This is a genomic window from Neomoorella stamsii, assembly GCF_002995805.1.
Lineage (GTDB): Bacteria > Bacillota > DSM-521 > Neomoorellales > Neomoorellaceae > Neomoorella > Neomoorella stamsii.
Window position 1 is genome coordinate 14,028 of the sequence record NZ_PVXL01000029.1, and the last position, 19,210, is coordinate 33,237.

17 protein-coding genes are annotated in these 19,210 nt (G+C 50.8%); 15 read left to right on the forward strand and 2 right to left on the reverse strand.

Going from position 1 to position 19,210, the window contains the following annotated elements; genetic code table 11:
* The first annotated feature begins 180 nt into the window (after positions 1-180).
* The 15 genes from MOST_RS05005 to lpdA all read left to right on the forward strand — a co-directional run bounded on the left by MOST_RS05005 (position 181) and on the right by lpdA (position 16,490).
* Positions 181-1,395: a Tm-1-like ATP-binding domain-containing protein gene (locus MOST_RS05005; RefSeq protein WP_054938028.1), complete on the forward strand. Its 1,215-nt coding sequence runs from the start codon at positions 181-183 to the stop codon at positions 1,393-1,395.
* A gap of 77 nt (positions 1,396-1,472) precedes the next feature.
* Positions 1,473-1,610 (forward strand): hypothetical protein, encoded by a 138-nt coding sequence (locus MOST_RS17180; protein WP_157049510.1) that lies wholly within the window; start codon positions 1,473-1,475, stop codon positions 1,608-1,610.
* 103 nt (positions 1,611-1,713) lie between these two features.
* Positions 1,714-2,394, forward strand: a complete 681-nt coding sequence (locus tag MOST_RS05010) for a GntR family transcriptional regulator (protein ID WP_054938027.1) — start codon at positions 1,714-1,716, stop codon at positions 2,392-2,394.
* Between the two features lie 65 nt (positions 2,395-2,459).
* Positions 2,460-4,133 (forward strand): PEP-utilizing enzyme, encoded by a 1,674-nt coding sequence (locus MOST_RS05015; protein ID WP_054938026.1) that lies wholly within the window; start codon positions 2,460-2,462, stop codon positions 4,131-4,133.
* A 453-nt stretch (positions 4,134-4,586) separates the two neighbouring features.
* On the forward strand, positions 4,587-5,540 hold the full coding sequence (locus tag MOST_RS05020; protein ID WP_054938025.1) for a PEP/pyruvate-binding domain-containing protein: 954 nt from the start codon (positions 4,587-4,589) through the stop codon (positions 5,538-5,540).
* Between the two features lie 203 nt (positions 5,541-5,743).
* Positions 5,744-6,640 (forward strand): hypothetical protein, encoded by an 897-nt coding sequence (locus tag MOST_RS05025; protein ID WP_054938024.1) that lies wholly within the window; start codon positions 5,744-5,746, stop codon positions 6,638-6,640.
* 6 nt (positions 6,641-6,646) lie between these two features.
* Positions 6,647-7,426 (forward strand): SDR family NAD(P)-dependent oxidoreductase, encoded by a 780-nt coding sequence (locus tag MOST_RS05030; protein WP_054938023.1) that lies wholly within the window; start codon positions 6,647-6,649, stop codon positions 7,424-7,426.
* A 31-nt stretch (positions 7,427-7,457) separates the two neighbouring features.
* Complete coding sequence (locus MOST_RS05035; protein WP_054938022.1) at positions 7,458-8,180, forward strand: cyclase family protein; 723 nt, start codon at positions 7,458-7,460, stop codon at positions 8,178-8,180.
* Positions 8,181-8,229: 49 nt separating this feature from the next.
* Positions 8,230-9,249 carry a type II glyceraldehyde-3-phosphate dehydrogenase gene (locus MOST_RS05040; RefSeq protein WP_054938021.1) on the forward strand — a complete coding sequence of 340 codons (1,020 nt, stop codon included), beginning with the start codon at positions 8,230-8,232 and terminating at the stop codon, positions 9,247-9,249.
* Positions 9,250-9,262: 13 nt separating this feature from the next.
* A complete protein-coding gene (locus MOST_RS05045) occupies positions 9,263-10,534 on the forward strand; it encodes a phosphoglycerate kinase (RefSeq protein ID WP_054938020.1) in 1,272 nt (423 codons plus the stop codon).
* 1 nt (position 10,535) lies between these two features.
* Positions 10,536-11,789, forward strand: coding sequence for a nickel-dependent malate racemase, LarAH6 family (gene larAH6 / locus MOST_RS05050; RefSeq protein ID WP_054938019.1), 1,254 nt, complete (start codon positions 10,536-10,538; stop codon positions 11,787-11,789).
* 16 nt (positions 11,790-11,805) lie between these two features.
* Positions 11,806-12,774: a thiamine pyrophosphate-dependent dehydrogenase E1 component subunit alpha gene (locus MOST_RS05055; protein ID WP_054938018.1), complete on the forward strand. Its 969-nt coding sequence runs from the start codon at positions 11,806-11,808 to the stop codon at positions 12,772-12,774.
* Positions 12,775-12,795: 21 nt separating this feature from the next.
* The gene (locus tag MOST_RS05060) at positions 12,796-13,779 is read left to right on the forward strand and encodes an alpha-ketoacid dehydrogenase subunit beta (protein WP_054938017.1); all 984 of its coding nucleotides are present in this window, start codon (positions 12,796-12,798) and stop codon (positions 13,777-13,779) included.
* Positions 13,780-13,782: 3 nt separating this feature from the next.
* On the forward strand, positions 13,783-15,063 hold the full coding sequence (locus MOST_RS05065; protein ID WP_054938016.1) for a dihydrolipoamide acetyltransferase family protein: 1,281 nt from the start codon (positions 13,783-13,785) through the stop codon (positions 15,061-15,063).
* 20 nt (positions 15,064-15,083) lie between these two features.
* Positions 15,084-16,490: a dihydrolipoyl dehydrogenase gene (gene lpdA, locus MOST_RS05070; protein WP_054938015.1), complete on the forward strand. Its 1,407-nt coding sequence runs from the start codon at positions 15,084-15,086 to the stop codon at positions 16,488-16,490.
* 35 nt (positions 16,491-16,525) lie between these two features.
* Here lpdA and MOST_RS05075 read toward each other — a convergent pair whose 3' ends face one another.
* Complete coding sequence (locus MOST_RS05075; protein WP_054938014.1) at positions 16,526-17,359, reverse strand: aminotransferase class IV; 834 nt, start codon at positions 17,357-17,359, stop codon at positions 16,526-16,528.
* Positions 17,360-17,501: 142 nt separating this feature from the next.
* Positions 17,502-18,911, reverse strand: a complete 1,410-nt coding sequence (gene pabB, locus MOST_RS05080; RefSeq protein WP_054938013.1) for an aminodeoxychorismate synthase component I — start codon at positions 18,909-18,911, stop codon at positions 17,502-17,504.
* Positions 18,912-19,210: the final 299 nt, after the last annotated feature.

Below are 19,210 nucleotides of genomic sequence, written 5' to 3' on the forward strand. Positions count from 1 at the left end.
ACCCTTGACTTTCGATAAAAGTTAATCGATAATTTATTATCATAAAGATAAACCCTTTTCTTGCAATTGTCAAGTATGGGGGACCCGAAAAATCTAGGGAATTCATCCCTGATCAACAATGCCCACATATTTATGACAAATTACATTAATTACATTAGTAAATGAAAGGGTTGATAAAGGATGTTTGCCGTGGCCATCATTGCAACCTTGGATACTAAAGGTGAAGAAGCATTATATATCAAAAGCATTATAGCTGAACAGGGTATAAAACCGGTAGTTATAGATACTGGCATTAAAGGGGAGCCCGCGTTTGAGGCAGATATCACCTGTTGTGAAATAGCCCGGGCTGCCGGGCAAAGCATACAACAGATTATATCCTGGAATGATCGCGGTCGGGCGGTAACTGTTATGGGTTTAGGGTGCGCGCGTATTTTAGAGAAACTATATTCAGAAGGTAAAATCCAGGGAGTAATTGGCCTGGGCGGCTCGGGAGGGACGAGTATTGCCACTACAGCTATGAAAACCCTGCCTTTAGGGGTACCTAAAGTAATGGTATCTACCTTAGCTTCGGGCAATACTAGGCCCTATGTTGGCTCCAAAGACATTATTATGTTTCCTTCCATAGTTGACATTGCTGGCTTAAACACCCTTTCCCGCCAGATTTTATATAATGCAGCCCTGGCACTATGCGGTATGGTTAAAGGAAAAGAAATAGATTTTACTAACACTTCCAGCGCCAGGGTCAAGATAGGGGCCACAATGTTTGGCGTAACTACTCCTTGCGTTATGCAAGCCAAAGCCATTTTAGAAACCCGGGGTTACGAAATGCTGGTTTTTCATGCTAACGGCGCCGGGGGTAGGTCCTTGGAGGAGCTGGTAACGGATGGAGTGATTAATGCCGTTTTGGATGTTACCACTACCGAAATTGCCAACGAACTTTTCCACGGCACTTTTACGGCCGGCCCCGATAGATTGGAGGCGGCTGGCAAGAAAGGTATACCCCAGGTAATATCCTTGGGAGCACAGGACATGGTAACTTTCGGCCCGCCGGAAATGTTACCGGATAAATACAAAGACCGCAGGTTGCACCTCCATAACCCCGCCATTTTATTGATGCGGACTAATATTGAAGAAAACAAGAAAATTGGTCAGGTACTGGCGGAGAAAATAAACCGTGCCCGCGGGCCCGTAACTTTGGTAATACCCCAGGGAGGGTTTTCCCTGATGGATATGCCGGGTGAGCCTTTTTATGGGCCTGATGAAGACCGGGCTCTCATAGATGCTTTACTTTCTTCTTTAAATCCCGAGATTAAAGTAGTAATTATGCCTGGCAATATCAACTCTCCTGCAGTAGCTGAAAAAATGGCTCAAGAATTACATGAATTGATGGTATAAATTAATGCCGGCAGTGTTGGTAAGCCTAAACATGGCGATCCCCATGCTGTTTATGTTGTTTTGATGTCAGGGAACAAGTGGTGGTAGAGTTTATCAAGGTGGCCTATGACTGGCATCAGGCCGCCAGACAGGTGCTGGCAGCCGGGCTTTCAGAAAGGACGGCTGAGTGGATACGTTTTGGCAAACTGCCTAAAAAACTTAAAATTGTCCATTGACAGTGTACCGGCAGGAAGCTATACTATATATAGGCATTATCGATAATATTTAATCGATAGCAACTAATAAACGAATAATTACAGGCTTAAGGATGGAGCGAAGTTGAAAAAGACAGCAAGTACTACCAATGTATCTTCTAAAATTTTAAGCCGCAGAGTTTTAAGGGAAGATATAAAGCAATACCTAATCAATCTTATCCTAAATGGTAGTTTGCAACCCGGAGAACGGGTGGTTGAGATCAGGATTGCTAAAGAATTGGGGGTAAGCCAGGCTCCTGTTCGGGAAGCTATCCGGGAATTAGAACAGATGGGTTTAATAGAGACTTCCCCTTTTCAAGGGGCCTTTGTAAAGAAATTAACCCGGAAAAACCTTTTAGAAGCATATGCAGTAAGAGGGATGATGGAGGCCGCTGCTGCTAAAGACGCGGCAAATAAAATAACAGCAGAGGAGGTAGAGCACCTTAAAGAATTGGTAAATGAGATGCTAATAGCGGCGAAAGAGGGGGATGTCCAGGGGTTCATAGAAAAGGATATTGAATTTCATGAAACCATATTTCAAATTGCTGGTAACGAACTCTTGTACAAACTATGGCAATCAGTACGGCTAAGTAGTTATACAGTTATCACTACTAAACTTTCCAAACGCAGCTTATATGACCTGGCCAATCGCCACAGCACTATTTTAGCCAGCCTGGAGGCGAAAGATGCTGCTAAAGCCGAATATTTGGCTCGCCTGCATATTGAAGAATTGAGCGAAGAGATTCTTAACGAAGTAGAGGATTAAAATCCGAAGGATCGGGTATGAAGCAAAAGCATCTTTCATAAAAAAGCATAAATGGGGGGACTCAGATGTCAGAAGTATTAGGAACCTACTTCGGTGACGAGAAGTTTCCCATAACCTGGGAAAACGAAGCAGAAAAGCAACTGCATTGGTTCTACGACGACTTGCATTGCCCCAATCCGATCTCACCAATGTATTTTGATATTGGCGGTTGGTGGGGTGACACTTGCGCTTATATGTATCGCCGTTTCGGTGCACCTTTTGGAAAAGGCTGGATTGCCAAAAAAATAAATAATTATGTTTATACAGCTGTATTACCACGGGAATCGGAAGAGGCACAAAAAATAGCACCTTACTATAGCGCGGTCATGCCTGTCTATGCAGAAAAGTTTTTAGACTGGTGGCAAGAACGTTACTTACCAGAGATTATGAGAAATAATGAATACCTGGATAATTATCCCTATGATAAGGCTACTATCCCTGAGTTGTTAATTCACCTGGAAGAAGCACTGGATATTCAAGAACGCCATTTCAAAATACACTGGATTTTAAATCTAGCCCAGTTTCAGGCGTTTTTAGAATTTCGAGCTGTTTATAAAGAAGTATTAGGAGCAGAAGATCCCGATAACATCGGCAAGATACTGGTTTCTGACAATGACCGCAACTGGGATTCAATTAAAGAGTTATGGAAATTGAAGGAAAAGATTAAAAGCAATCCGGACTTAAAGAAGCTCTTTGACCTCAAGGAACCAAATAAAATCATGACTGCCCTTAAAGAGGTTAAAGCCGGTCAGGAATTTTTAAAGGATCTGGCGGCTTATCAGAAAGAATATGGCTATAAAGCCATTTATACCCATGAGTATATTTATCCTACCTGGATCGAAGACCCAACACCAATTATTGAAATGCTAATCAATTATCTGGAAACAGACTATGATTTTAATGCTGTCTATAATAAATGCTGCCAGGAACGTGAACAAGCTATCAAAGACATGTTCGCCAGGGTTCAAGACGAACAAGCCAGGTTGAGGCTCCAAAAGGCTCTAGACTTAGCTTTACGTATGGCGCCCTTGACACCGGACCATCATTTTTACATTGACCAGGGCACCTATGCGCGCATGCGATTGGTTTTGATTAATATTGGCAAAGCCCTGGTCAAAGCGGGGATATTAGAGAAAGCAGATGATATCATCTTTTTAACTTACGACGAACTTCGCCAGATAGCTATAACCCCTCAGGCTTTTGACGTCAAAACTCTAGTACGGAACCGGCGTGCTGAAAGAGAGGCTGCTTTTAAAATCCATCCGCCAGATTGGGTAGGCACAGTAACCCGCTGGTCTTTGTATGAGGAACCATACAAAACCTTATGGGGGTTCCCCGAGAAGTTTGAAAAGGCAGCAGCTAAAGCCGAAGAAGTGGTAGATATTATTAAGGGGTTACCTGCCTCGCCGGGTGTAGTTGAAGGTATTGCCAGGTATGTCGTATCCCCGACAGAATTTGATCAGGTGCAAAAAGGAGAAATTTTAATTTGTAAGATGACCAATCCGGCCTGGGTAGCGGTATTTACCAAAATTGCCGGGCTGGTAACTGATGCCGGCGGCGTGCTTGCGCATCCGGCTGTTGTGTCACGGGAATTTGGCATTCCCGCAGTAGTCGGCACTTCCAACGCCACCCAGAAGATAAAGACTGGCGATAGGGTAAGGGTCAATGGCAATACGGGTGTAGTAGAAATTATCCGGTAAATAGGGCATTGCCGCTATTTATCATCCCTATGTGCCGTCCATATATACAGGGTTTGCTTTACCGCTAGCATGCGAGCTTGGAAACCCTTAGCTACGCCGATAGGTAAAAGCTAAGGGATTTATTTTTTGAGGGTAAATTGCTGTAAACTGCTCGTGCTAGAGGTCGCAATACAAAAAAGAAATTAGAATTTAGGCGTTGACATCTCCGGGTAGATAAGCTAGAATTGTACCAGTAGATTATCGATAATATTTAATCGATAGTTTTCTTTATGTAGCAAAAAGTAAAGTATGTCAAGGGTAAATTGGTTAGATAAGCTTGCCAGTTAAAAAAAGTTGGGAAAGGAAGGAGGTGGAATACCGGCTGACAGGAGCGAAACGAAACTGCAAGAGTTAGGAGAGTTGCGGGTTAAGCCAATTGCCTTGATAACATATGGACGTGTTGGAGGTACAAAGATGTGGATCTCCTGGTTTGGAGAAATAGAGCATGCGGTAGCATCTGAGCTCGGGGGTAAAGGTGCCAGCCTGAGCCATATGATCGCCCAACAAATACCTGTGCCGCCCGGCTTTACTATTAAAGCGAGCGCTTTTCGTTACTTTATGGATAAAGCCGATTTGCGACCGGTAGTAATTAAAAAACTTGCCTCCTTAAGTACTGAACAACAAGAAGAATTAAACAAGGTATCTTCAGAGATTCAGAATTTAATCAAGTCTACGCCGCTACCGGTAGAGATCTTGGAGGATATTGCCAACGCTTACCGGCATATAGTTGCCAGGGGGGGTCAGGCGGTAGCCGTCCGTTCCAGTGCGACGCTGGAAGATTCTGAAACAGCCAGCTTTGCCGGTCAACATGAAACTTTCCTTTTTGTAACTGGAGAAGAACAGTTGCTGGCTAAAGTTAAGGAATGCTGGGCTTCGCTGTATAACCCGCGGGCTATTGTTTACCGGCGGGCCAAGGGTGTGGCGGAAGAGGAAGTCGCTATAGCTGTAGTAGTGCAAAAAATGGTCGCTTCCGAAAAATCGGGAGTAATGTTTACAGTTAATCCTATTAATAAAAATCGCGATGAGTTAATAATTGAAGCAGTATGGGGCCAGGGAGAAGGCATAGTGTCGGGGTTGATAACCCCGGATAACTATATACTCAATCGCTCCGAAATGAAGGTGATATCCGAGTATATTGCGACTAAAGAAATAATGCTGGTAGCAGGGCAGGAACCTGGTAAGCTATGCGAGGTGCAGGTTCCAGCAGAAAAAGTTACAGCCCGGGTTTTAACGGAGGCCGAACTACAGGCTTTAGTTAAACTGGGAGACCAGGTAGAGCGATATTTTGGGGTACCCCAGGACGTTGAATGGGCCATTGAAGGCGATAATATTTATTTACTTCAAAGTCGACCGATAACAACAATTTAAGTACTTAAGTCTGATTATGTTGAATTCGTTAGTCAGAACTAATCCGGGGTTTAGATACGGCGGCTACGGAAGGCGCAAGTCTGGTATGGGAAAAGGCCATACTGTGTTGTCCCCTACCCGGATGTTTCCCTTTATACTTAAGAGCTATGGCAGTTGCCTGGAGTACTGTTACCCCCAGGCCCTGGTCAAAGGAGGTAACTAATGTGGCCCAGCATATCGAAGAGATTGCAGCGGCAGGTGTACCTTTGCGGGTTGATGTCGTTAGTGAACGACAATATGAGCGCGTGCTGCAGGATGAAGAATTTCTCAATTACCGCCTGGCCGGGGTACGGCGTTATTTGGATTATACCCTGGCGGAAGCCGATCTGACGTGGTATCCCGATGCTCCGGGTAAAAGGATGGAATACGACGGCAAGCAGGTGATTTTGTACGGGCAATGGTATGAGGGTGAGATCCAGCGGCTTTTAGTATCCTTGCTGGCAAGGAAGATGTTTAAGGCGGGGTTATACCTCTTCCATGCTTCAGCCGTTCATTATCGCGGTAAAAACATTGCTTTTATAGGCGGTGAAAGCAATTCGGGTAAGACCATGGCGCAAATTGAAGCCTGCCGCCGTGGCGGCGCCATCATCTCTACGGAAACTATTGTCACTGACGCCAGCGGCCGGGTTGTTATGGGTTCCAAAAATGTATTCTTAAGGCAGCGAGCCAAAGGTACCGAAAGAATAGATAAGCCCAATCAAGACGAGGGCGTGGCCAAATTTTTCTCCCGCCCGCCGGAATTTACCATTTATGAAGGGCCGGCAGTTTTAGATTTGGTGATTTTACCAGATATTGATGGCAATTATGCTCCCCTGGCCGGGGAGATGGCTCCTTATGAAAGGCAGTATCAAACCTTCCACTGTCTCTGCGACTATCTCGGCATGCATATTCTCCTGGCACCAGGCTTACCAATGCCACTGTTAGATGACCAGCAATTAAGGGTACAAAGGGCGAACTTTATCGAACAATTTACTAAAAGGCCATATTACTACATCCGGGGAGCCAACCCGCAGGTAGTAATCGATCAATTAGATGAGATACTGAACAGGATGGAGGGCTAAAAGGATATGACCAGTGATTACCGCAACCTTTTTGATTTAAATGGTCAAGTGGCCCTGGTGGTGGGAGGAACGGGTGGCATTGGCCGGGCCATGACACTGGCCCTGGCCCAGTACGGGGCCGATATTGTAGTGGCAAGCCGCAAGGCCGGAGCAGCAACAGATTTGCAGCAGGAAATAGAAAGCCTTGGCAGGAAATATTTGGCTTTCGCGGTCGATATTTTGAATGCCGGTGAGCTACGGGCCATGGTCGATAAAATCGATGCTACTTTTGGCCGCTTAGATATCCTGGTGAATACCGCTGGTACCAATATCTGGCAGAAAGCGGAAGAATACAGCGAGGAGAACTGGGATAGGGTTTTGGACGTCAACCTGAAAGGCGTTTTTCTCACCTGCCGCGAAGTTGGCCGCTTGATGATCCGGCAGCGCAAAGGAAAGATTATCAGCATATCTTCTGTGCGGGGGAAGCTCGGTTTCCCGGAAAATTATACCGCCTATTGCGCCAGTAAGGGAGGGCTCAACCTTTACACGAAATGCCTGGCGGCCGAATGGGCCAAGTATAACATCAATGTTAATGCCATTGCGCCGACTTTTATCGAAACACCTTTGGTGGCCGACATGCTGGCCGATCAGGAAACTTATAACAAGCTGGTCAACAGGATTCCCCTGCACCGTCTGGGAGTACCGGCAGACCTGGTGGGAGCAACCTTGTTCTTTGCTTCGCGGGCTTCAGATTTTATTACCGGCCAGATTCTTTATGTAGATGGTGGCGTCACCTGTACGCAGTAAAAAGCCAAATAATTTTGGGGAGGACAGGAAAATGACAAGAAAGATTATCGACCTTAGCATGGAAGTATCTCCTGATATGGTGGTTTTCCCACGGGTAGCACGGCCGATAATGGTGCAGTTAGAGAGCCACGAAGATTATGCCCGCAATATTGGTGCTGCTAAATTCGGGGTCAACCATTTAACTGCCCACTGCGTGGTTGTCTTGGGTGATCATGTAGGGACGCACATTGATTCCCTGCGCCATATGCGCAAGGATGCACCCGGGGCGGAGGGCATACCTTTAGAATACTGCTATGGTGACGGTGTGATATTAGACTTCAGTGACAAACCGGTAGGTTATGTTATAACGGCTGCCGATATCCAGGCAGCCTTAAAGAAAATTAATTATGAACTCAAACCCCTGGATATCGTCCTGATTAAAACAGGTGCTTCCCGTTACAACGACCAAGACAGATATCTTACCGATCACTGCGGCATGTCAGCTGAAGCAACTTTATGGCTTATCGAACAGGGGATTAAAGTAATGGGTACCGATGCCCCCACCTTTGACCCACCGGTAAAGACTATGTTTGAAATCAAGAAGTTTTGGGAAGCCCACCGGGTGATGATGGAAAAAGAGTATTACCACCTGGAAAACCTGGCCAACCTGGATGCCGTTCCGGTGCCGGCAGGATTTAAAGTAGCCGTATTCCCGATTAAATGGAAGAATATGACCGGTTCGCCGGTTCGAGCCGTGGCTATAATTGAGGACTAAAGTTAAGGCAACTATTTTCCGAACCATTTTCAGAGAGGAGGAACCGAATATGAGCAAAGTTAAAGTAGGCGTAGTAGGTTACGGCGTCATCGGCCAGCGCCTGGCCGACGGCGTGGTCCGCCAGGGCGATATGGAATTGGTGGGTATCGCCGACGTAGCGCCGACCCTGGCCCTGCGGGCCCTGGCCGAAAAGGGTATGCCCTATAAACTCTACTGTGCCAACCCCGATAACATACCCCAAATGGAAGCTGCTGGCATCCCGGTAACAGGAACGGCAGACGACCTGTTAGACCAGGTAGACATCGTTCTGGACGCCACCAGCGCCGGCGTTGGCAGGAAGAATAAAGAGATCTACCAGAAGCGCGGCCTGAAAGCCGTTTTCCAGGGCGGGGAAAAGAACGACGTCGCCGACGTTTTCTTCCACGGCTATGCCAACTATGAAAAAGGCCTGGGTAAGGACTACTTAAAGCTGACATCGTGCAATACCACCGGCCTGATCCGGGCGGTAGACTGCCTGGACCGCCTGGTGGGTATTGAGCGGGTCGTGGTCACCATCGTCCGCCGCTCCGCCGACCCCGGCGACACCCACCGCGGCGTCGTCGACCTGGCCCTGGTGGAACCGGTGCCCAACCACCAGGCCAAAGACCTGATGCTCATCATGCCCCATATCGAAGCCACCGGCCTGCTGGTCCATGTCCCGACCACCCACGGCCATATTATCAGCATCCTGGCCACCCCTAAAAAGAGCATCAGCAAGGAAGAAGTCCTGGCCGCCTTCAACGCGCACCCCCGCATCCGGGTAGTCAGGATCACCGACGGCTTCAACTCCAATACCGCCCTGTTCCGCTATGCCCGCGATTTAGGCAACCCGCGGGGCGATATGTATGAAATAGCCGTATTCGAAGAAACCATCACCTTTAGCGGCAACAATATCTTCTTCACCATCAGCGTCCCCCAGGAAGCCGTAGTCACCCCGGAAACCATGGACGCCATCCGCGCCAGTCTTATGATGCAGGCCACCCGCGAGGAGGCCGTGGCCATGACCAATAAATACCTGGGGTTAAAATAGGGGTGGCTGGCCAATGAAATACGGCATCTATACCCTGGACGACTTTGACTTCTACAACAAAACCGTCCTCTGCCGGGTAGATATCAATTCCCCCCTCAAACCGGATAAATCCGGTTTGAGGGACATTACCCGGATTAAAGGCTGTCTGCCCACCGTCAAAGAACTGGCGGAAAAAGGAGCGAAAGTGGTAATCCTGGCCCACCAGGGTGGCGACCTGGAGTATAAAAATTTCGGCTCCACCGCCCCCCATGCGCAAGTAATGGGCGAATTATTGGGGCGGCCGGTTGAATTTATCGACGACGTCTGCGGACCTGCAGCAAGAGAAAAGATTAAAAACCTGAAACCAGGGGATATCCTCGTCCTGGATAACGTGCGCTATATGGGTGAAGAGCTTACCCTCTTCGAGAATAGGCTGAAATTAAGTCCGGAAGAGCAGAGCAAGACCATAATCGTCCAGAAACTGGCACCATTGGCCGACATCTATGTCTGCGACGCTTTTGCCGCCGCACACCGCTCCCAGCCCACCCTGGTAGGTATGGAAGAAGTCCTGCCCTCAGCCATGGGACGATTATTTGAAGAAGAGCTGTCGGTTTTAAGTACTTTAAGGGAAAATCCGGCCCGGCCCTGCTACTTCATCCTGGGCGGGGCCAAGATTGAAGATGCCTTTATCATGATGACCTCGGTGCTCAAGGACGGGGTGGCGGACGGTATTTTAACCGGCGGCCTGGTAGCCAATATCATGTTCCTGGCAGCAGGCGTGGACCTTGGTCAAAAGTCAAAAGAATTTATTTACAAACATAACCTGGCCGAATATATCCCGGTAGCCGGGGAAATCCTCGCCAACTACCGCGACAAAATTTACTTACCCGAAGACCTGGCCTGGGTAGCAGACAACGGGCGGCAGGAAGTGGCAGTCACCTCGCTACCCGTCGAGGGCCTGCTGGTGGATATCGGAACCAGGACAGTAGCCAGTTACCTGGAAAAAATAAACACGGCCGGGACCATCTTTATCAACGGGCCTTTGGGCGTCTTTGAGGACGATGCTTCCGCCTACGGGACCAGGGCCATCTGGCAGGGAGTTGCGGCAGCACCCGCTTTCAGCGTCATCGGCGGTGGGGACAGCCTGACGGCAGCCAATAAATTCGGCATCCTGGATAAGTTCTCCTACGTCTGTACCGCCGGCGGCGGCCTGGTGCGCTTCCTGACCGGGGAAGAATTGCCGGTGGTCAAGGCCTTGAGAAAAGCGGCGCAGAAATTCCCCCCGCCAGGAAAGCAGGGTGATTAGGGTGGCCGGGCAGTTTAGATTACCTTATGGCCGCGGTCAATACCAGGAAATAGCCATCGCCGAGAAAAATTATCTGGGTACTTTAGCGCACCATGAGGTTAGCCTGCAGCCAGGTCAAAACGACCTGGCTGCGGCCCTCGCCCGGCCGGTAGCGTCGCCGCCCCTGAGGGAGATTGTAAAGCCCGGCGAAAAGATAGCCCTGGTTACCAGCGACATCACCCGGCCCTGTCCCAGCCACCAGCTTCTGCCGCCAGTCTTAAAAGAACTGGAGCTGGCCGGAGTAAAAGATCAGGATATCACCATTATCATGGCTACCGGCAACCACCGGCAGCACACGGAAGCCGAAAAGCAAAGACTGGTAGGAGAAGAAATCTATGCCCGCTACCGCTGCCTTGATGCCGATGCTAAAGATGCAGTCTACCTGGGAGAAACCAGGCGTGGCACTCCGGTAGAGATATTCCGCCCGGTAGTAGAAGCCGACCGGCGGATCCTGGTGGGCAATGTTGAATACCACTACTTTGCCGGTTACAGCGGCGGGGTGAAGGCCATTATGCCTGGGTGCTCAACCCCACGCGCCATCCAGGCCAACCACCGCATGATGGTCGAACCAGGGGCCCACGCGGGTGAAATAGAAAACAATCCCGTCCGGCAGGACATCGAAGAGGTATTGAACTTCCTGTCTGTCGACTTTATTGTCAACGTCGTCCTGGATGAGCATAAGGATGTCCTCGCTGCCTTCGCCGGTCACCCTATTGCGGCCCATCGACAGGCTGCCAGGTATCTAGATGGAATTTATAAGGTAAATATTGCTGAACCAGCAGATATAGTCATTGCCTCGGCCGGAGGTTTCCCTAAAGACATCAACCTTTACCAGGCCCAGAAGGCCATCGATAACGCCCGGCGGGCGGTCAGGCCTGGCGGGATCCTGATCCTGGTGGCCGCATGCCCGGAAGGTTTGGGGGACGCCACCTTTGCCGCCTGGGTCGCTGCGGCGCAGAAACCCGAAGACATGATCGAGCGCGTGCATACCAATTTCGAGCTGGGCGGCCACAAAGCTGCTGCCATTGCCATGGTTTTGCAGGATATACGGATTTACCTGGTGTCTTCTTTACCAGTACAGGTCGCGCGGCAAATTTTCCTGGAACCCTTTAGCAATTTAACGCAAGCCTATCATGCGGCTTTAAGGGAACTGGGAGCGGAGGCTAAAGTATTGCTAATTCCCCAGGCAGGGGCGGTTTTACCTTGCCTGGAATAAGGGGGAGGAAATAGCGGTGGATATAAAACTGGAAGAGAGCCTTGAAATGTACCGTTTAATGCTCAGAATTCGTTATTTTGAAGAAAAAATTGTTGAAGTTTATGCCCAGGGGCTTATGCCGGGCCTCGCTCATCTATATATCGGCGAAGAAGCAGTTGCCGTGGGAGTATGTGCCGCCTTAAGGCCGGAAGACTTGATCACCAGCACCCACCGCGGCCATGGCCATTGTATTGCCAAGGGCGGCGATGTCAAGCGCATGATGGCCGAGATGTTTGGCAAGAGTACAGGTTACTGTTACGGCAAGGGCGGTTCAATGCACATTAGCGATATTGAACTGGGCATCGTCGGTGCCAACGGCGTTGTCGGGGGCGGTATACCCCTGGCCACCGGGGCGGCTCTTTCAGCTCAGTTGCGCAACTCCGGCCAGGTAGTGGCCTGCTTTTTTGGCGATGGGGCCTCCAACCAGGGAGTATTCCATGAATCCCTTAACCTGGCTGCAGTCTGGCGCTTACCAGTAGTTTACATTTGCGAAAATAATGGTTATGGCATATCTGTTTCCCAGGAGAGACACCAGGCTATTAAAGATATTGCCGTCAGGGCGGGAGCTTACGGCATGCCCGGCGTTGTAGTTGACGGCAATGACGTGGAAGCCGTTTACGAGGCAACCCGGGAAGCGGTTGCCCGGGCGCGTCGAGGGGAGGGTCCGACGCTGCTGGAGTGCAAAACTTATCGCTGGCGGGGCCATCATGAAGGCGATCCCAATCGCGGTAGCCGCTACCGCACTCGCGAGGAAATGGCTGCCTGGGAAGAACGTTGCCCTATTAAAAATTATGAGACTAAATTGCTGGCACGGGGTGCAAGCCCGGACCGGCTGGAAGAAATACAAAAGCAGGTTAAAAAAGAAATAGAAGATGCGGTGGAATACGCCAACAACAGTCCTTTCCCGGCTGTAGAAGAGGCAGTATCCCAGGTGTACGCTGACTGACGAGTTGGGAGGTAAACAACCATGGCGCTTAAAACTTACAGGGATGCCCTCAGGGAAGCTCTAAGGGAAGAAATGCTTAAAGATGAACGTGTTTTTGTCATGGGAGAAGATGTAGGCGTATATGGCGGTATCTTTGGCGTAACGGCCGGTTTTTTGGAGGAATTTGGTGAGGCACGGGTGAAGGATACGCCCATATCTGAAGCCGCTATTGCCGGTATAGCAACCGGTGCTGCCATGACGGGAATGCGACCCGTGGCGGAGATCATGTTTATCGATTTTACGACTATAGCCATGGACCAGCTGGTAAACCAGGCGGCTAAATGGCATTATATGTCAGGCGGGCGCATTAAGGTGCCAATGGTGTTGCGCACGGCTACCGGTACCGGCCGTCGGACGGCAGCCCAACACTCCCAGAGCCTGGAAGCCTGGCACGCCCATGTCCCGGGCTTAAAAGTCGTCATGCCGTCAACACCATATGATGCCAAAGGCTTATTGAAGAGCGCCGTCCGGGACAATAACCCGGTGGTTTTCATTGAGCATAAAATGCTTTACAACGAAAAGGGAGAAGTACCTGAAGAAGAGTATTTAATCCCCCTGGGCAAGGCCGACATCAAACGCGAGGGCGATGATTGTACTGTCGTTGCCACCTCCCTGATGGTAAAAAGGGCCCTGGAAGCAGCAGATATCCTGGCGGGTGAAGGCATCAGCATTGAAATTGTCGACCCCAGGACCATCAGGCCGCTGGATATAGAAACAATCTGTACGTCGGTGAGTAAAACCCACCGGCTGGTTATCGTCCACGAAGCCAATGGTTTTTGCGGTGTGGGGGCGGAAATAGCTGCTCAAGTCGTGGAGAAGGCCTTTTTTGAACTGGATGCGCCTATTGCCAGGGTAGCCGGTTTAGAGGCCCCGATACCCTTTAGCCCCATTCTCGAAGATGCCGTCGTACCCAATGTCAATGCTATTGCAGCTGCGGTCCGGCGCCTGGTTAGGGGGGAACAGTAGACTATGGCCACGAGAGTGGTAATGCCCCAGGTAGGGATTACAACTACCGAAGGACTAATCGGTGAATGGTATAAACAGGAAGGGGAATATGTTAAAAAAGGTGAGCCGCTCTTCAGCATCGAAACAGATAAAGTTACCACTGATGTCGAAGCAACCGCCGACGGGATTGTACGTAAGATTATTGTTCCGGCAGGAAAAATGGCTCCGGTAACTTCTACGGTGGCGATTATCGGTGACCCTGATGAAGATATAGGACCTTTTTTGGGTGCGGCCGAAATAACAACTATTACAGCTGTCGGCAATGGGGAAGAGATCAAACATGAAAAACACGAGGAGCAAAAATGGCTCAACCAGAAAGGTAAAAGAATAAAGATCTCACCCCTGGCACGTAAAATCGCCGCTGCCCACGGTATAAGTGATGCTGAGTTACAAAGCATCAAAGGGAGCGGGCCGGATAAAAGTATTATTAAAAGGGATATCGAAGCCTATCTGGGACAGAGAGCATGCCAGGGAGCTCCGGCAGATCAAAAGGTAATTCCGCCAGGGGAAGTTGGCACGACCTTTATAAGTAAGGAAACCGTTCCGGAAGAACAGAGGAAGATAGTACCTTTATCCAATATGCGTAGAATTATAGCCCAGCGCATGCTCCAGAGCCACCGGGAGATACCACCTTTCTACCTGAAAATGGAAGTCGAGGCCGCCCGGTTAAATCTGTGGCGCCAGGAACTTAATGAGAGATTGAGCAAGAAGGGAACGGATGTAAAGATTACCCTGACAGACTTTCTTGTCAAAGCGAGTTCCCTGGCTTTAAGGGATTACCCGGAATTGAATGTTTCTTATAGCAACGAAGGAATTATCTATCACCAGGATATAAATGTTGGCATAGCAACCGCAATCGAGGCCGGCCTTGTCGTACCAGTAATTAAAAACGCTGATGGCAAATCTTTATACCAGATAGCCAAGGAACGAGTAGCCCTTATCAGGAAGGCCAGGCAAGGTGAACTGAGCCTGGCGGAAATTAGTGGGGGTACATTTACCATATCCAATTTGGGCATGTATGAGGTGGAAGAATTTATCGCTATTATCAACCCCCCGGAAGCAGCCATTCTGGCCGTTGGCAGGTTAAGGGATAAGCTTTACTTAGCTGGGGGCACGGTGCAGGTTAGCCAGTGTTTTACCATGGGTCTTACGGTTGACCACCGGGCGGTTGATGGGGCGACAGCAGCTAGATTTCTTCAGCTAATCAAAGAACGTTTGGAAGATCCCTACGGGCTTTTACTCTAGAGGATTGAAGGGAAGAGAAGATGGTTGTTGCTAGAGGGAAGATAGTTGTCATTGGTGGCGGGCCGGCGGGTTATGTGGCGGCTATTGTTGCTGCCCAGCACCAGCATGAGGTTGTGTTGGTTGAAAAGGGTGCTTTGGGAGGAACCTGCCTCAATGTAGGTTGCATACCCACCAAAACTATGGCCAAGACGGCGGCCCTCTATACCACGGCGCAAAGGTTAAACGAATTTGGAATCAGTGTCGGTACGCCTGCAATTGAGTGGAGCAAAGTACAACAACGGAAAGAGAGTATAATCAAGTCCCTCCGGCAGGGTGTCACCGAACTTTTAAAAAGCAATGGCGTCAAGGTTGTTCAAGGGGAAGCCACCTTGGTTTCCCCAACAACTGTTCAAGTGAAGCACCCTGGCGGAGAAATAAATGAAATTAACGCTAATAAGATTATTATTGCCACTGGTTCAGTTGCAGCGCGGGTACCGGGTTGGGCAGTAGACGAGAAAAATATTTTGAGCAGCACCGGCATACTGGGTTTAGAAAAGCTGCCCGCCAGCTTGATTATTATTGGCGGCGGCGTAATAGGAATGGAGTTTGCCAGTATATTCCAGTCTCTAGGGACCCGGGTGACAGTTATCGAAGTTCTACCCCGCTTGTTGAATGGCATGGATGCCTCACTGGTAACTCTATTGCAAAAAGATATGCAACGCCAGGGGATAAAATTTTTCCTTGAAACCAGGGTAGCCAGCATTGAGTCCCGGGATAATGAAGTAACTGTTTTTTGCCAGCAGGGAACCCAACAGCATGTCTTAAAGGCCGAAAAGGTTCTGGTGGCTGCCGGCCGGGTAGCCTGTACTGATGGCCTGGGCCTGGAGAAGATAGGCATAGCAATGGAAGGGAAAAATATTAAAGTAAATTCGCGTATGGAAACAAATATCCCTGGCATCTATGCAGCCGGGGACGTAATTGGCGGTTACCAGCTGGCCCATGTCGCTTTTGCCGAAGGGGAAGTAGCCGCACGTAATGCCTGCGGGGAAAATTGCGAGATAGATTACCGCGGTGTGCCCATGTGTGTCTATACTTACCCGGAACTGGCCCAGGTTGGTGTCAGCCAGGATGAAGCGGAAAAAGAAAACGCGGCTATCAGTATCGGCGAATTTCCTTTAATGGCCAATGGCAAGGCGCTAATCGAAGGCGAAAAGCTAGGGCTGGTCAAAGTTATCCAGGAAAAAACCTATGGTGAAATCCTGAGAATAAGTATCCTGGGCAGCCATGCCACCGAGCTTATTGCCGAGGCGACTTTAGCCATCCACAACGAACTAACAATTGAAGAATTAATATCTACCATTCACGCCCATCCTACCATAGCTGAAACTCTGCGCGAAGCCGCCCTTGTTGCTGCCGGTAGACCAATACACATAACCAGGAGCCGTTGAAATAAAGCTTTTACAGTTTTCGCGCCAGGTTGCTGCTAACAATGCTTTCTAAATTTTTCTTCCCTGTACCTGGCCTGGAGCAATGCTGTTACCGGGCCGGGCCGGCCGTTGCCGACGGGCCGGCCGTCCACCCATGTCAGGGGAAGGATCTCCATCAGGCTGTTGGTGAGAAAGGCCTCCCCGGCAGCCAGGAGAGCCTCGGGCTTTAAGGGTTCTTCCTTCACCGCCAGGCCCAGGCCGGCGGCGAGCTTCAGCACCCGGGTCCGGGCCAGACCGGGCAGGGGGCCGCTGGCCAGGTCGGGAGTATAAAGGGTATCCTGCTGGATAAGAAAGAGGTTGCTGCGGCTGCCTTCGGCCAGGTTACCGTCAAGGTTCAAAAGCAGGGCCTCCCGGGCACCCTTCTTCCGGGCTTCGGCCAGGGCCAGGAGGTTTTCCAGGTAGTTCATGGTCTTGAGGCCGGCCAGGGGAGAGTGCTGGTTGCGGCGAATGGTGACTATGGCAGCCCGGCAGCCCTTGCGGTAATCTTCCGGTGTATAGGGCAGGCCGTTTTCGGCCGTAAACATCAGGTTGTAGCCCTGGCAGCCCTGGAAAAAGTTCAGGCGGCCGCGGCCGGTGGTCACCTGGTTGGCGGCGATGGTAGCCTGGATAGCTGCTGGGAGGCCGGAGGTTTCGGGTACAGGCCAACCCAGGCGCCGGGCACTGCTGATAAGACGTTGAAGGTGTTCGGCGAGAAAAAGGGCCCTGCCCTTTTCGATACGGATTGTTTCAAATAACCCCGCCCCGTACAGGAAACCGGGATCGGCGGGGTTAATTGCCGTTTCTGTCAGGGGCTGGAGGGAGCCGTTAAGGTAGACGATTGCTTCAGGCATGGTTGTATTCCTCCGATAACAACGCATTCGCTGGCCAGCTTTTTTTCGCTCGCCCCCTGGTCCTCGCCGGAGCGGCCACATGCTCGGGCCGTAGGACGGAAAGAACGGGGGCAGTTTCCTTCCGGGCGCCGTTTCCCCTCTTTCATAATCCCAGGGCCAGGATCAGTCCCCGGGCTTTGTCCAGGGTTTCCTGGTACTCCCTCTCTGGCTCCGAGTCGGCCGTGACGGCGCCGCCGACCTGGAAATAGGCCCGGTCGCCGGTGAGGAGAAAGGTGCGGATGACGATATTCCAGTCGGCTTCGCCGTCAAAACCCAGGTAGCCGATGGCGCCGGTATAGACGCTGCGCCTTACCGGCTCCAGTTCTTCGATGATTTCCATGGAACGTACTTTTGGTGCCCCGGTAATGGAACCTCCGGGAAAGGTGGCCCGCCATAGGTCAACCATATCCGTACCGGGCTGCAGGGTGCCGGTGACGGTACTTACCAGGTGGAAAACGGTGGCGTATTCTTCCAGGGCAAAAAGCTCCGGCACCCGCACAGACCCTACCTGGCAGACCCGGCCCAGGTCGTTCCTTTCCAGGTCGATGATCATCACCAGTTCGGCCCGGTCCTTGGCACTGTTCCATAACTCCTGGCGTAAGGCGGCATCTTCCGCCGGGGTCCGGCCCCGGGGCCGGGTACCTTTAATGGGCCGCGTCTCCACCTGGCCCTGGCTGACCCGCAAGAACCTTTCCGGCGAGGCGCTGGCGATGGTGCCTTCTTTTAAGGGCAGGTAGGCCGCAAAGGGAGCCGGGTTGACCTGCCGCAGGCGCCGGTAAAGCTCCCAGGGTTCTATAGTAAGCTGTGCTTGCAGGCGCTGGGATAAGTTTACTTCAAAAATATCCCCGGCGGCAATATATTCCCTTGCCCTGGTAACGGCCCGGCAATAAGATTCTGGAGTAAAAAGGGAATTAACGGGTGTTCTGGTGCCGTTGGCCCCCGCCGGGGGCGGCAGGGGTCTTACCTTTTGCAGGCACGCGGTTATTTCCTTTACCTGGGCCAGGGCTTCCTTTACGGCGGCATAACCGGTAGCCGGAAAACCGCTGGCAGCCACGTAGACCCTTTCTTCATGGTGATCGATGGCCACGATGGTACTATAGAAAGCCAAGTAACCTTCCGGGAAGGGCAGGTCAGCGGTAGCCCGGGACGGCAGTTTCTCGATGTAACGGCCCAGGTCATAGGCCAGGTAGCCGACCATGCCACCGGTGAAAGGAATGGGGTGTTCTTGCCGGGGCAGATTGTAGCGGGCCAGGAGGGAGCGGATGATTTCCCAGGGATTACCGGTAACTGTTTGCACCGGTTGGCCGTGCCAGAAGAGCCGGGCCTGGTAGCCCCGGGTCTTGACTACCAGGTAGGGTTCGCTGCCTAAAAAGGAATAGCGGCCCCAGCGGGGGTGAAACTGGGCGCTTTCCAGCAGGAAACTGTTTTCCCGGCCGCCGGCGAGGGCTGCATAAAGGGCCTCCGGGTCGGGGGGCGCCTTAACTTCGGTTACAATGGGCAATGAGGTAGTCATATCCAGGTCTGGCCTCCTCTATAAATAAAAAAACCAGCTCTAACCAAGCTGGTCCTCACCCCAAAAGCTCCGATTCGTCTCGCCTGGAACCTCTAACTCATATTGCTCATCTCTGCTCAGCTCATATTAACTTCTGCCTTATGCCTTAATTTATAGCATATACAAGGCACCAGGACAAGTACCGAGTGCTAACCCTGCCACTTAAGTTGGATAACTCAGGGTGCGCCTGTTGCGCTAAAAAAACTCCCGGAAATGCTCCATCCACCAGCGAGCGTACCGTTCATCCGGGTCCTCACTTT

What these genes read in the sequence shown, in the direction of transcription:
- MOST_RS05005 (WP_054938028.1), top strand. Translation starts at nt 181, where the DNA reads ATGTTTGCCGTGGCCATCATTGCAACCTTGGATACTAAAGGTGAAGAA.
- MOST_RS05015 (WP_054938026.1), top strand. Translation starts at nt 2,460, where the DNA reads ATGTCAGAAGTATTAGGAACCTACTTCGGTGACGAGAAGTTTCCCATA.
- MOST_RS05020 (WP_054938025.1), top strand. Translation starts at nt 4,587, where the DNA reads ATGTGGATCTCCTGGTTTGGAGAAATAGAGCATGCGGTAGCATCTGAG.
- MOST_RS05030 (WP_054938023.1), top strand. Translation starts at nt 6,647, where the DNA reads ATGACCAGTGATTACCGCAACCTTTTTGATTTAAATGGTCAAGTGGCC.
- MOST_RS05035 (WP_054938022.1), top strand. Translation starts at nt 7,458, where the DNA reads ATGACAAGAAAGATTATCGACCTTAGCATGGAAGTATCTCCTGATATG.
- MOST_RS05040 (WP_054938021.1), top strand. Translation starts at nt 8,230, where the DNA reads ATGAGCAAAGTTAAAGTAGGCGTAGTAGGTTACGGCGTCATCGGCCAG.
- MOST_RS05045 (WP_054938020.1), top strand. Translation starts at nt 9,263, where the DNA reads ATGAAATACGGCATCTATACCCTGGACGACTTTGACTTCTACAACAAA.
- MOST_RS05060 (WP_054938017.1), top strand. Translation starts at nt 12,796, where the DNA reads ATGGCGCTTAAAACTTACAGGGATGCCCTCAGGGAAGCTCTAAGGGAA.
- MOST_RS05065 (WP_054938016.1), top strand. Translation starts at nt 13,783, where the DNA reads ATGGCCACGAGAGTGGTAATGCCCCAGGTAGGGATTACAACTACCGAA.
- lpdA (WP_054938015.1), top strand. Translation starts at nt 15,084, where the DNA reads ATGGTTGTTGCTAGAGGGAAGATAGTTGTCATTGGTGGCGGGCCGGCG.
- MOST_RS05075 (WP_054938014.1), bottom strand. Translation starts at nt 17,359, where the DNA reads ATGCCTGAAGCAATCGTCTACCTTAACGGCTCCCTCCAGCCCCTGACA.
- pabB (WP_054938013.1), bottom strand. Translation starts at nt 18,911, where the DNA reads ATGACTACCTCATTGCCCATTGTAACCGAAGTTAAGGCGCCCCCCGAC.